Source organism: Streptomyces sp. 4N124 (genome assembly GCF_052245395.1).
Classification (GTDB): domain Bacteria; phylum Actinomycetota; class Actinomycetes; order Streptomycetales; family Streptomycetaceae; genus Streptomyces.
Window position 1 is genome coordinate 153,391 of the sequence record NZ_JBQQBS010000009.1, and the last position, 12,523, is coordinate 165,913.

The window sequence follows — 12,523 nt, forward strand, 5'->3', positions numbered from 1 at the left end:
GGCTGCTGTCCCCCCTCCCCGGCGTCCCCCGGATCAGGCTGCCCCCAGCTTCAACCGGGCTGCTGCGACAACCCGGCGGCGAAGTCCTTCCACCTCCGCTCGACCACCCAGCGCCTCGTGGTGCACGAGCCCGTCCACAGACAGCGGCCACAACGACGCACCGACCTCATCCACCCCACCCTGCAGCGCGAACTCCCGCTGATGTACATACGAGGCATACGCGGCGACCCCGGCAACGACCAGAGCGCACAGCGACCGAATCCACGCGTCGAGGTCGAACACCCGGCTGCCGCCAGCCCCCTCTGGCGACTCGGTGATTTCACTCATCGAACCCACCGTCCGACACCGTCCCCCAGTGCACAACGCGTGCACACTTGCGCGGGAACTCCCGGGAACTCGCAGGTAGAAGCGGGATGTGCCCAGACACGACAAAGGGCCCCGACCAGACCATAAGACCAGGTCAGAGCCCTGCTGGCAGACGAGTCGGGCTGTACGCCAGGTTCTGTTCGAGATGGAGAAGACCACCGTTCGGTATCCGTCAACTATCCGGGCGTGACACATCGGGCGGAACGCAACCTGGCCGCTTCGCGTCACGCGTATCGCGCTCGGGTAGGCGGCACGAACGGACGCTGCTGGGGCGTAGCCCTCCCCCTCGACCAGAACGCGCCGCTGCCGGGTTGCACGCCCTGTAGATCACTTCCCGGATCTCAGACCGACGCCGGAGTCGAAGGTCCAGGAGAAACCGCGATCTCAGCGGAATGGAGACTGGGATCCAGGGGGCTGGTCTCTGTGTGGCGATCATCAGGGTGACGACATCGCCCGTCAGGGTCGAGCGCGGCGGACTGCTCGGCCACCACGATGAGCCGTGCATCGGGGCAGAGTCCCGCGCTATGGACACGATCTACTGCTGAGCCGCCGACAACTCGCCCACGAGCCGTACCGGGGGAATACCGGGTGCCCAAGTTGCTCGACCGGTCGCGTTGTTGACGCTCAGGCGGTCTTTCCGCGTACGACGAAACACCAGGCCGACGGCGTGGTTGCCGCCCTCGCGTATCAGGTCCAGCCCGATGTCGTCATTGGCGCCGGTCAGGATGCCATACGCCTTGTACCCCGATGTGAATTCCGTGACCGGCCCTGCTCGGCCACCTCCACGGTGTCCCAGGTGTCCCGAGGCGTACCGCCCCCTGAAGCGAGCTTCCAAGCTGCCCGCTCGCCGCGGGCGCACGGGCGTCTGCCACCCGGCCGGCAGTGCCGATCTGACACAGAAGATGTGACCCCCAACTGCCCAACCATGAGCAGGACTTACATGAGCCACTCAAGGGGCCTCGCGGACCATGAACTCGTCGAGGTACCAAGATTTTCCGGTTCGGCGTTGGTGACGGCGAGCCAACCGAAGCTGTGCTGATATCGACGCCGAGGACTGGCAGTTCCGGGGTGTACCGGATGTTGCGAGAGTGCCGGCTGCCGCGCGAGGCGGCGGGCCTCTGCCACATGGCCCGACCACCGCGCGGCTCCTGGACGGCCCCTGAAACGCTCGGCAGGTCGGTCTCGGCCAGGAACCAGCAGTCCCAGGTCATCACGCATCAGCCGTCCCGTCTGAAGACATTTCCGCAGGGCATGATCGCACCACCAGCAGCGAAGAATCCGCTGGTGGGCCCCTCGCCCCTGACAGCCGACCGCCGCCACTCAGTGTCTCTTCAGTGGCTCATCGGCCCGACGGCTCGCCGCTTGGTCCTCATCCGCAAGGCGAACCAGCACGCGACCTCACACCACCCTGACCAGCAGCAACACGCTCGACAACCTAAAAAGGTGCGGATTCGACCCGGATTCGACCCGAGGGCCCCAGAACTCAAAGCGAACAGTAATTGACCTGCAGTGATGCTGATTCTTGCCGCTGTACCGAGCATCCACCGACAGGGGAGTTCCACAATTGAAACTAAGCGGACATTTTTGGGTGATTAACGCCGTGTAGTGAGTAGTCGCACTCGCCGTCGCCGCCTCCGGCTCCCCCGAGCGCGAACCGAATTGCCGCACCACGCGGCACTCCGCTCTGGCGACTAGGGGGTGACAGAGCAAGGTTCTGACCAGCCTCTTTACAGAAGTTCTTCCGCCTGACAGAAGCCGTCTTGCCGAGCCGATGTAAGCCTCACGACCCTGTTTCCAACCACGGCACGCGGGGCGAGGACGCCCCGCCGACAGGGACGGGAACTGCCATGCCCCACATGACCGCCTTCGCCAGGAACCAGTGGTACGTTGCCGCCTACAGCCACGAGGTCGGGCGTGAGCTGCTCGGTCGGACCGTCCTCGGTGAGCCGCTCGTCTTCTACCGCACTGAGGGTGACGGGACGCCCGTCGCGCTGCACGACCGGTGTGTGCACCGCCGGTACCCGCTGTCGGAGAGCGGTCTCGACGGTGACCGGATCGTGTGCGGCTACCACGGCTTCACGTACGACACGACGGGCGCGTGCGTGTACGTGCCGGGGCAGAAACGCATCCCGCGTACGGCCCGCGTCGCCTCCTACCCGGTGGTCGAGCAGGACTCGCTGATCTGGGTGTGGATCGGCGACCCGGCGCTGGCGGACCCGCAGACGATTCCGCGCGCCCGGCACCTCGACGCCCCCGGCTGGACCACCGTCCGCGGCATGGAACCGATCGACGCCGACTACGGACTGCTCGTCGACAACCTTCTCGACCTCTCCCACGAGACGTATCTGCACGGCGGCTACATCGGCACCCCCGAGGTCGCCGAGACGCCGATCACCACGGAGGTCGACGAGGGCGCGGGGATCGTCCGGGTCAGCCGGCACATGGACGACGCCGAGTGCCCGCCGTTCTACGCCAAGTCCACCGGCATCGAGGGCCGCATCACCCGCTGGCAGGACATCGAGTACCACGCCCCCTGCCTCTACCTGCTGCACAGCCGGATCGCGCCCGTGGGCGTGGTGCCGGAGGCCGACGGCAGCGACCCGAACGGCTTCCACACCGAGATCACGTACGCCATCACGCCGTCCTCGGACGGCAAGGTGTACGACTTCTGGATGGTCTCCCGGGACTGGGCGACGGACGACGACGAGGTCACGGAGTTCCTGCGGGGCAACAACCACACCGTGGTCATGCAGGACGTCGACGCCCTCAACCTGCTCCAGAAGACGCTCGGGACCGAGCGGACGGGGTATCAGGAGCTGAGCATCAACATCGACACCGGCGGTCTCGCAGCCCGCCGTATCCTCGCCCGCCTGGTCGAGGAGGGCGACAAGCCGATGGAGAAGGTCCAGTGACAAGCCCGACCGGCGAGATCTACCGCATCGACTGGCTGCCGGGCACCGACATCCTGCACGGCACCTGTCACTGCGGCGCCGAGCACACCGCCCAGGATCCGATCGAGATGTGGGAGTGGATGCTGGGCCACCCCGAAGGACACCACCCCGAAGGACACCAGCCGCGAGGAAGCGACTCATGACCGTGTACGAAGCCGAACTCGTCGTCGACCGCACGGAGTCCGCGGCCGACGGCGTGCTCGCCCTCACCCTGCGCCATCCCCTGGGCGAGGAGCTCCCGGCCTGGGAGCCGGGGGCGCACATCGACGTCGTACTGGGTCCGGAGCTGGAGCGGCAGTACTCGCTGTGCGGGGATCCGACGGACCGCTCGGCGTGGCGGATCGCGGTGCTGCGGGAGCCGGACGGGCGGGGCGGATCGGCGTACGTGCACGGGCAGTTGGGGCCGGGCGACAAGGTGCGCGTGCGCGGGCCGCGCAACCACTTCGCCCTGGCCCCGGCGCCCCGCTACCGCTTCATCGCGGGCGGCATCGGCATCACGCCGATCCTGCCGATGCTGGCGGCGGCGGAAGCCGCGGGCGCCGAGTGGACGCTGCTCTACGGCGGACGGAGCCGCCGATCGATGGCGTTCACCGAGGAGTTGCGGCGGTACGGCGACCGCGTCACCGTCGCTCCCCAGGACGAGGCCGGTCTGCTGGACTTGGCCTCGGTCCTGGACGACCTCCCCGAGGGCACCCTCGTCTACTGCTGCGGTCCCGGCCCGCTGCTGGACGCGGTGGAGGAGCGCTGCCCGGGCGGAGTGCTGCGCGTCGAGCGGTTCAGCCCGAAGGAGCAGCAACGGACTGGAGAGGACGAGGAGTTCGAGGTCGTCCTGCAGCAGAGCGGGCGCACCCTCACCGTCCCTCCGGACGTCTCCGTGCTCGACACCGTGCGTGCCGCGGGTGTCGAGGTGCTCTTCTCCTGTACCGAGGGCACCTGCGGCACCTGCGAGACCGACGTCGTCGAGGGCACCCCGGACCACCGCGACTCGGTCCTCACGGACGAGGAGCGCGAGGCCGGGGAGACCATGCTCATCTGTGTGTCCCGGTGCCGGGGGAAGCGGCTCGTGCTGGACCTGTGATCCGTACGTCCGCCTCGATCCGGGCGACCGTCGCGAGCAGGTGGGGCAGCAGATCGCGGCGTACGGACTCGACGGAGTTGCGGCCGGCGTGCACGGCGATGTTCACGCCGGCCACCACCTCGCCGTCCCGGTCGCGCACCGGGGCGGCGACCGATCGCAGCCCCTCCTCCAGCTCCTGGTCGACGAGGGCGTGCCCCTGACGCCGTACCCGGCGCAGTTCGGCGCGCAGGGCGTCCGCCGTGACGACGGTGCGGGCGGTGAGGGGGCGCAGGTCGGCGCGGGCGAGGCGGATCTCGATCTCCTCGTCCGGCAGATGGGCGAGGATGACCCTGCCCACGGAGGTGACGTGCGCCGGGAAGCGGGTGCCGACCGTGATGGACGCGGTCATGATGCGGCTGGTGGGGACCCTGGCGACGTACACGATGTCGTCGCCGTCGAGGACGCACAGCGAGGACGACTCCCGTACCTGCGCGACGAGTTGCTCCAGATGCGGTTCGGCGATCTGCGGCAGGGTGAAGCTGGAGAGGTAGGAGTAGCCGAGCTCCAGCACGCGCGGGGTGAGGCGGAAGCGCCGGCCGTCGGTCTGGACGTAACCGAGATCGGCGAGGGTGAGCAGGAAGCGGCGGGCGGCCGCGCGGGTCAGTCCGCAGGCGCGGGCGACATCGCTGAGTGTGCGAGCCGGGTGCTCGGCGTCGAAGGCACGGATGACGGCCAGACCCCGCTCGAAGGACCGGACGAAGTGCGGTGCGCGGGGTGCAGCGGGCATCGTAGCCTCCGGGCGGACGCATGAACGTGCGCTGTGCGCACGCTAAGAGCGCACATCTCGCCCTGTCAACGACCTGTGATGACACGGGCATTGACCGTGCCTCGGGACGGGCTTTACGTTCCCACACAGCACACCCGTACAGTCTGCGCACAACCTCTCGGAGCACCAGGACCGGTCCCACAGGGGGAGTCATGCGTCGTCGTCTGTTCATCGGCCTCACGGCCCTATCCGTTCTGGCCGCCGCGACGGGGTGCGGCTCGTCCGACGACGGAGGCGCGTCGGACCAGAACGCCTCGTCCGGCGGCACCACCACGGTCAAGGTGGGGATCATCCCGATTGTCGATGTCGCGCCCCTCTATCTGGGCCAGAAGAAGGGGTTCTTCAGTGAACGCGGCCTGAAACTGGAGCTGACGCCGGCGCAGGGCGGCGCCGCGATCGTGCCGGGTGTGGTCAGTGGCCAGTTCCAGTTCGGCTTCTCCAATGTGACCTCACTGATGGTCGCCCAGTCCAACGACGTGCCCATCAAGGCCGTGGTGAACGGCATCGCCTCGACCGGTGTGAAGGGCAAGGACTTCAACGGCCTGATGGTGAAGAAGGGCAGCTCCATCACCTCGCCGAAGCAGTTGGAGGGCAAGAAGGTCGCCATCAACACCCTGAAGAACATCAACGAGACCGTGGTGCGCCAGTCGGTGCGCGCGGCGGGCGGCGACCCCGACAAGGTGCAGCTCGTCGAGCTCGCCTTCGACCAGATGCCCGCGGCCCTGGACAAGGGGCAGATCGACGCCGCGTGCGTGGTCGAGCCGGCCACCGCCACGATCAGGAGCCGGGGCGGCGTGGAGATCGCCTCTCCCCTGGTCGACATCGCCCCGGACCTCACCGTCGCCATGTACTTCACCTCGCAGCAGTACGAGCAGCAGAACCCGGACGTGGTGAAGAAGTTCCGGGAGGCCACCGCCCAGTCCCTGGCCTACGCCGACTCCCACCCCGACGAGGCCCGCGCGATCATCACGACGTACACCAAGATCCCGGCGAACGTCCTGGAGCAGGTGACCCTGCCCAAGTGGCCGGCCGAGGCCAACCGCGCCTCCATCGAAGCCCTGATGAAACTGGGCGAGGAGGACGGCCTCTTCAAGAAGACGCCGGACCTGGACAAGCTGCTGCCGTGAGGGGCGTGAACGCCGCACTGGGTGCGGCCGGGCTCGCGGCCTTCCTCGCCCTGGGTGAGGTGGTGCCGCGGGTCGGTCTGGTCAAGGACGACTACTTCCCGCCGACCAGCCGGATCGCCGACGCGCTCGGCGGCGAACTCACCGACGGAGCCTTCTGGTCGGCGCTCGGCGACACCCTCACCGGCTGGGCGCTGGGCCTGGCGATCGCGGCCTGCGCGGGGATCGTGGTCGGCGTGGTCATCTCCGTGGTCCCCTATCTGCGGGAGGCGACGGCCTCCACGATCGAGTTCCTGCGCCCGATCCCCTCGGTCGCCCTGATCCCGCTGGCGGTCCTCCTCTACGGCACCGAACTCCGCTCGGTCCTGCTCCTGGTCGTGTACGCCTCCTTCTGGCAGGTACTGATCCAGACCCTGTACGGCGTCCAGGACCTGGACCCGGTCGCCGACGAGACGGCACGGTCGTACGGCCTGGGCACCTGGGCGCGGATCCGGCACGTGCTGTGGCCGACCGCGCTGCCGTATGTCATGACCGGCGTGCGCCTCGCCGCGGCCGTCGCTCTGATCCTCGCCGTGACCGCCGAACTCGTCATCGGCGCACCGGGGTTGGGCGCGCGGATCGCCGTGGCGCAGACCTCGCAGGCCGTGCCCGACATGTACGCGCTGGTCGTGGTCACCGGCCTGCTGGGGCTGCTGATCAACGTGGGCGCGCGGTCGGTGGAGCGGCGGGCGCTGGCCTGGCACCAGTCGGTGCGCGGGGAGGTGGCGGTGTGAGGCGGCTGCTGCTGCGGGTGTTCTTCGTGCTCGCGCTGCCCGCGCTGCTGGTGGCGGGCTGGTGGGTGGCGTCCGACGGCAGTACGGACGTGTACTGGCCGCCGCTGCGGACGATCCTGAAGACCTTCCCCGACGTCTGGACCGCCGACCGGCTCCAGGACGACGTCCTGCCCAGCGTGCTGCGGCTGACCGGCGGCTACGCGCTCGCGGCGGTCGTGGGCGTGGCGCTCGGCACGGTCATCGGCTCCTACCGGCGCGTGCGCGCGGTCTGCGAACCGGTCCTGGAGTTCCTGCGGGCGGTGCCGCCGCCGGTCCTCGTACCGGTCATCATGCTGTTCGCGGGCATCGGCGACACGATGAAGGTCACCGTGATCGCCAGCGGCTGCGTCTGGCCGATCCTGCTCAACACCGTCGAGGGCGTACGCGGGGTCGACTCGGTGATGGCGGAGACGGCGCGTTCGTACGGCATCACGGGCACCGCGTGGCTGCGGAGCGTCGTTCTGCGCTCGGCGAGCCCGCAGATCTTCGCGGGGCTGCGCCAGGCGCTGTCCATCGGCATCATCCTCATGGTCATCAGCGAGATGTTCGCGGCCAGCAACGGCCTCGGCTTCACCATCGTCCAGTTCCAGCGCGGCTTCGCCATCCCCGACATGTGGACCGGCATCCTCCTGCTCGGTCTGCTCGGCTTCCTCCTCTCCGTCGTCTTCCAGCTGGTCGAGCGCCGCGTGCTCGGCTGGTACCACGGCCTGCGCGCCTCGACCAGGCGGTCGCCGTGAACCTCGCGAAAGGGCGGTCCATGGACGCGCTTCTTGCCGTATCCGGCCTGAAGAAGGTCTACGAGGGGTCGGGGCGCCGGGTGGAGGCGGTCCGCGACCTCACCTTCACCGTCGACGCCGGAGAACTCGTCTGTCTCGTCGGCCCGTCGGGCTGCGGCAAGACGACCCTGCTGAAGTGCATGGGCGGACTGCTCGCGCCGACGTCCGGTGAAGTGCTGCTGGAGGGACGGGAGGTGACGGGGCCACCGCCCGGAATGGCTTTCGTGTTCCAGGAGTACGGGCGGAGTCTGTTCCCCTGGATGCGGGTCGGCGAGAACGTCGAACTCCCCTTGAAGCAGAAGGACTTGAGCAAAGCGCGGCGCCGGGAGCTGGTGGCGGACGCGCTGCAGTCGGTCGGGCTCGCGGACGCGGCCGGCGCCTATCCGTGGCAGCTGTCGGGCGGTATGCAGCAGCGCGTCGCCATCGCCCGCGCGCTCGCGTACGAGCCACGGGTACTCCTGATGGACGAGCCGTTCGCGGCGGTCGACGCGCAGACGCGCGCCGATCTGGAGGACCTCGTACGAGGGCTGTGGCGGGAGCGCGGGATCACGATCCTGTTCGTCACCCATGACATCGACGAGGCCGTGTACCTGGGCGAGCGGGTGATCGTCCTGTCCTCCTCCCCCACCGTCATCCAGGAACAGCTCAAGGTCGATCTGCCCGACGACCGCGACCAGCTGCACACCCGCGTGGCCCCGCGCTTCGCCGAGCTGCGGACCCATGTGTACGAGCAGATCCAGGCGGCGAAGCGCGGGGTCCCGCAGGACGCGGTCACGAAGTCAGATACGCCTCCACCTCGCTGAACTGGGCGGCGGGCCAGCCGGTGTTGGCGGTGACCGTGAGCCGCAGATGGCGCAGGCTCGTGCCGCTGGGCAGCGCGACGGTGGCCGTGTTGCCGGTCGCCGGGTCGAAGCGGTAGCCGGTGGAGCCGACGACCGTCGAGTAGTTCGCGCCGTCGGTGCTGCCGAGGACGGTGATGGTCTGGGTGCGTGCGCCCCACGCCGAGGACGGCGGCAGCTTCAGCACCAGCCGGCGTACGGACTCGGTAGCGCCGAGGTCGACGTCGAGGCTCTGCGGGAAGGCGTTGTTGGTGGACTCCCAGTAGCTGTTCGCGTCGCCGTCGACCGCCTTGCCGGGCGTGTAGACGTCCTGCGAGCCCGTCGCTGTCGCCGCGCGGCCCTTGGCCAGGTTGCGGTCCGGGTCGGGGTCCGGGTTGCCCTGGCCGGGCTGGGGCCAGGTCGTGCAGTCGGACCAGGTGCTGCTCCAGCCGGAGTTGCCGCCGCCGTCGGTGAGCGTGAACGTGCCTGACGGGTAGGGGCAGTTGTAGATTCCGGCCGCGCCGACGCCGGTGGCGGTCACGTTGCGCATGGTGGCGGCGCCGGGTGCTTCGGCCTGGACGACGACCGTGCCGACCTTGTTCACTGTGGCGCCGTCGACGGTGATGTTCTTGGCGTCGTAGCCCCGCCCGCTGCCCGAGACGAACTCGAAGGCGCTGTACGGGCTGTCGGTGATCGTCGTGTTGGTGATGCGCACCTGTGCCTCGATGGCGCTGTCGTACGAGTCGACGCGCAGCGCTCCCATCGGGTGGTTCCAGTTGGGGTTCATCGCGCCGGTCCGCACGAGTGTGTTGCCGTCGACGGTGATCGTGCCGGCGAGCGGGTGGAACGGATCGAGGAACTTCTGGTTGGAGATCGCGATGCCGCTGCCGAGGGCGTTGGTGTCCGAGATCAGGTTGTTCTTCACGCTGATGTCGGTGCCGCCGTAGATCGCGATGCCGTTGGCGAGGTTCGGCTGGGTGACGGTGTTGTTCTCGAAGCTGCTGTTCGTGTCGGGCGCGTACAGCGACCACATGGCGAGCGCGTCGTCGCCCTGGTTGCGCAGGAAGTTGTTGCGGACCTTGACGCCGCGCGCGTTGCCGTTGAGGTTGAGGCCGTCGGCGGTCATGTCGAGGAAGCGGTTGTTCTCGACGATCAGGTTGTCGTTGTCGCCCATCAGCCAGAGGCCGACCTTGAGGTGCTGCAGCCACATGCCGGAGACCGAACTCCCGGCACCCAGAGACCCGTTGACGAAGTTGTCCGGGTTGGAGTCGACGCGTTCGGTGACCTCGCCGATGACCGCGAAGTCCTTGATGTGGACGTTGCCCGAGGAGCTGGACTGGTCGATGAAGCGGGAGGTGCGCACGACGGAGTGCCAGCTGCCGGCACCCTGGAGGGTCACGTTCTGGACGCCGTTGAGCGAGGAGGTCATCTTGTACTCCCCGGGCGGGATCCACACCACGCCGCCCTGAGCCGCGGAGATCGCGTCCCGGAAGGCCTGCGTGGAGTCGCCCTGGCCGGTGGGGTCGGCCCCCTTGGACGTCACGGACACCGACCCGGCGGGCTGCGTCACGGCAGCGGCGACCTGCTCGAAGTCGGCGACGTCGACGGTGACTTGGGTACCCGTCGGCTCCAACGCGACCTTGTCCCCCGGCTGGACGTCCTGCCCGAGCGACAGCCGGGCGTTGTCGAAGAAGTGGTGGGTCTTGGCACCCGGGATCCAACTCGTGTCCACGTACGAGTACTTGGACGTCACGGCGATGGTCTTCGCCAGCTTCGTGCCGTTGACGTACACGTTCAGCGAGCCCGACTGACCGTCGGGGACGCTGTAGGCGACGTTCACGGCGTTGGCCGCGCGCGGCACGGTGAACTCGACGCGCTGCCCGGCGGCGAGGCGTACGGCCTGGCGTCCGGAGGCCTCTGAGGCGAGCGTGCCCTGGGTGTAGTCCGGGCCGATCTTCGTGCCGGTGGTGGTGGCGGACTCGGCCTCGACGGAGGTGAAGGGGAGGGTGGCGCCGGCTGCGGCGTGGGCTGTGGGGGCGGTGGCGGTGAGCAGGCCCGCAGCGAGGGCGACGACCATGGTTGCTGGCATGGCCCTGACAGTTCTGTGGCTGTTGGTGCGCATGTGCTGGTCCCTTCGGGGTGGGGGGTGCGGTCTCAGGCACGCAGCCAGACCGCGGTGTCCTTCGGCAGCCTCCCTTCGCTGTCCAACGGAGCACTGCTGACGAGCAGTTCGGTGTACTCGGGCAGGTCGAACGGCCGGTCGGCGAGGTTCACCACACACAGCACGCCCTCGGCCCGGGTGAAGGCGAGGACGCCCTCGGGGGCGGGCAGCCAGGTGAGCGGGCCGTCGCCGAAGACGGGCCTGCGGCGGATCGCCTCGCGATAGAGGTGGAGCATCGAGCCCGGGTCCGCGGCTTGGCGGTCGGCGGCGTACGAGGGCCAGTCGGCGGGCTGCGGCAGCCACGGCTCGCCGCCGAATCCGGCGTACGGCGCGTCCTCGGCCCACGGAAGCGGCACCCGGCAGCCGTCGCGCCCCGGGTCGGTGCCGCCGGAGCGGAAGTGCATCGGGTCCTCGATGCGGTCGAGGGGGATGTCGGCCTCGGGCAGGCCGAGTTCCTCGCCCTGATAGACGTAGACGGCACCGGGCAGGGCGAGCGAGAGCAGGGCGGCGGCCCGTGCGCGCCGGGTGCCCAGGGCGAGGTCGGTCGGGGTCCCGAAGGCCTTGGTCGCGAAGTCGAAGCCGGTGTCCTCACGGCCGTAGCGGGTGACCGTGCGGGTGACGTCGTGGTTGCAGAGGACCCAGGTGGCGGGAGCGCCGACGGGGGCGTGCTCGGCGAGCGTGTCGTCGATCGACGTACGCACCATGCGCGCGTCCCAAGGACAGGACAGAAACGAGAAGTTGAAGGCGGTGTGCAGTTCGTCCGGGCGCAGATAGCGGGCGAAGCGTTCGGGGTCGGGGAGCCAGACCTCGCCGACGAAGATGCCGTCGTATTCGTCGGCCACGGCCCGCCAGGAGCGGTAGATGTCGTGGAGTTCGTCGCGGTCGAGGAACGGGTTCGGGTCGCGGCCCGCGACGAAGTCGGGCAGCTGTGGGTCCTTGGCGAGAAGGGCGGCCGAGTCGATACGGACGCCCGCGACACCGCGCTCGAACCAGAAGCGCAGGATGTCCTCGTGCTCCCGGCGGACGGCGGGGTGGGCCCAGTTGAGGTCGGGCTGCTCGGGCGTGAACAGATGGAGGTACCAGTCGCCGTCGGCCAGGCGGGTCCAGACGGGCTCGGCGGAGCCGACGAACTGGGACGGCCAGTCGTTGGGCGGGAGTTCGCCGTGCGGGCCGCGCCCCGGACGGAAGTGGAACAGCTCGCGCTCGGGGCTGCCGGGCCCGGCCGCGAGCGCCGCCCGGAACCACGGGTGCTGGTCCGAGACATGGTTCGGCACGATGTCGACGATGGTGCGGATGCCCAGCTCCCGCGCCTCGGCGATCAGCTTCTCCGCCTCGGCGAGCGTGCCGAACGCCGGGTCGATCGCACGGTAGTCGGCGACGTCGTAGCCGCCGTCCTTCATCGGTGACAGATACCAGGGGTTGAACCAGAGGGCGTCGACGCCGAGTTCGGCGAGGTACGGCAGCCGGGCGCGGACGCCCGCGAGATCGCCGGTGCCGTCCCCGTCGCCGTCCGCGAAGCTGCGGACGTACACCTGGTAGATGACGGCGGAGCGCCACCAGTCGGCTCGGATGGGGGCATGGGTGGGCTGTCCCACTGTGCCTGCCTTTCTGTGTCGGAGAGGGGCGGTGCCA

Annotated in this window: 11 protein-coding genes; 7 read left to right on the forward strand and 4 right to left on the reverse strand. The window is 69.2% G+C overall.

The window, feature by feature from the left end; translation table 11 throughout:
• Positions 1 to 33: 33 nt before the first annotated feature.
• Complete coding sequence (locus tag ACTWQO_RS12085) at positions 34 to 327, reverse strand: DUF2637 domain-containing protein (protein WP_443237245.1); 294 nt, start codon at positions 325 to 327, stop codon at positions 34 to 36.
• 1,886 nt (positions 328 to 2,213) lie between these two features.
• On the opposite strand from ACTWQO_RS12085, the gene ACTWQO_RS12090 reads away from it, so the two are divergent.
• Genes ACTWQO_RS12090 through ACTWQO_RS12100 form a run of 3 tightly spaced genes read left to right on the forward strand, consistent with a single transcriptional unit; the run spans position 2,214 to position 4,395 of the window.
• A complete protein-coding gene (locus tag ACTWQO_RS12090; protein WP_443237246.1) occupies positions 2,214 to 3,278 on the forward strand; it encodes an aromatic ring-hydroxylating dioxygenase subunit alpha in 1,065 nt (354 codons plus the stop codon).
• Positions 3,275 to 3,460 carry a hypothetical protein gene (locus ACTWQO_RS12095; RefSeq protein WP_443237247.1) on the forward strand — a complete coding sequence of 62 codons (186 nt, stop codon included), beginning with the start codon at positions 3,275 to 3,277 and terminating at the stop codon, positions 3,458 to 3,460. Before ACTWQO_RS12090 ends, ACTWQO_RS12095 begins: the two co-directional genes overlap by 4 nt.
• Positions 3,457 to 4,395 (forward strand): PDR/VanB family oxidoreductase, encoded by a 939-nt coding sequence (locus ACTWQO_RS12100; RefSeq protein ID WP_443237248.1) that lies wholly within the window; start codon positions 3,457 to 3,459, stop codon positions 4,393 to 4,395. The genes ACTWQO_RS12095 and ACTWQO_RS12100 overlap by 4 nt, the downstream gene beginning before the upstream one ends.
• Here ACTWQO_RS12100 and ACTWQO_RS12105 read toward each other — a convergent pair.
• Positions 4,346 to 5,161 (reverse strand): IclR family transcriptional regulator domain-containing protein, encoded by an 816-nt coding sequence (locus ACTWQO_RS12105; RefSeq protein ID WP_443237249.1) that lies wholly within the window; start codon positions 5,159 to 5,161, stop codon positions 4,346 to 4,348. The genes ACTWQO_RS12100 and ACTWQO_RS12105 overlap by 50 nt on opposite strands.
• A gap of 191 nt (positions 5,162 to 5,352) precedes the next feature.
• Here ACTWQO_RS12105 and ACTWQO_RS12110 point away from each other — a divergent pair, with 191 nt between their 5' ends.
• The 4 genes from ACTWQO_RS12110 to ACTWQO_RS12125 are packed head-to-tail and all read left to right on the forward strand — an operon-like array spanning position 5,353 to position 8,715.
• The gene (locus tag ACTWQO_RS12110) at positions 5,353 to 6,327 is read left to right on the forward strand and encodes an ABC transporter substrate-binding protein (protein ID WP_443237250.1); all 975 of its coding nucleotides are present in this window, start codon (positions 5,353 to 5,355) and stop codon (positions 6,325 to 6,327) included.
• Positions 6,324 to 7,097 carry an ABC transporter permease gene (locus ACTWQO_RS12115; RefSeq protein ID WP_443237251.1) on the forward strand — a complete coding sequence of 258 codons (774 nt, stop codon included), beginning with the start codon at positions 6,324 to 6,326 and terminating at the stop codon, positions 7,095 to 7,097. Before ACTWQO_RS12110 ends, ACTWQO_RS12115 begins: the two co-directional genes overlap by 4 nt.
• On the forward strand, positions 7,094 to 7,873 hold the full coding sequence (locus tag ACTWQO_RS12120) for an ABC transporter permease (RefSeq protein WP_443237252.1): 780 nt from the start codon (positions 7,094 to 7,096) through the stop codon (positions 7,871 to 7,873). Before ACTWQO_RS12115 ends, ACTWQO_RS12120 begins: the two co-directional genes overlap by 4 nt.
• Before the next feature lie 20 nt (positions 7,874 to 7,893).
• Positions 7,894 to 8,715 carry an ABC transporter ATP-binding protein gene (locus ACTWQO_RS12125; RefSeq protein ID WP_443237253.1) on the forward strand — a complete coding sequence of 274 codons (822 nt, stop codon included), beginning with the start codon at positions 7,894 to 7,896 and terminating at the stop codon, positions 8,713 to 8,715.
• Here ACTWQO_RS12125 and ACTWQO_RS12130 read toward each other — a convergent pair.
• Both ACTWQO_RS12130 and ACTWQO_RS12135 read right to left on the reverse strand, forming a co-directional pair.
• Complete coding sequence (locus tag ACTWQO_RS12130; RefSeq protein WP_443237254.1) at positions 8,684 to 10,819, reverse strand: discoidin domain-containing protein; 2,136 nt, start codon at positions 10,817 to 10,819, stop codon at positions 8,684 to 8,686. The two genes, ACTWQO_RS12125 and ACTWQO_RS12130, sit on opposite strands and share 32 nt — an antisense overlap.
• A gap of 65 nt (positions 10,820 to 10,884) precedes the next feature.
• On the reverse strand, positions 10,885 to 12,486 hold the full coding sequence (locus ACTWQO_RS12135) for a glycoside hydrolase family 13 protein (protein ID WP_443237255.1): 1,602 nt from the start codon (positions 12,484 to 12,486) through the stop codon (positions 10,885 to 10,887).
• Positions 12,487 to 12,523: the final 37 nt, after the last annotated feature.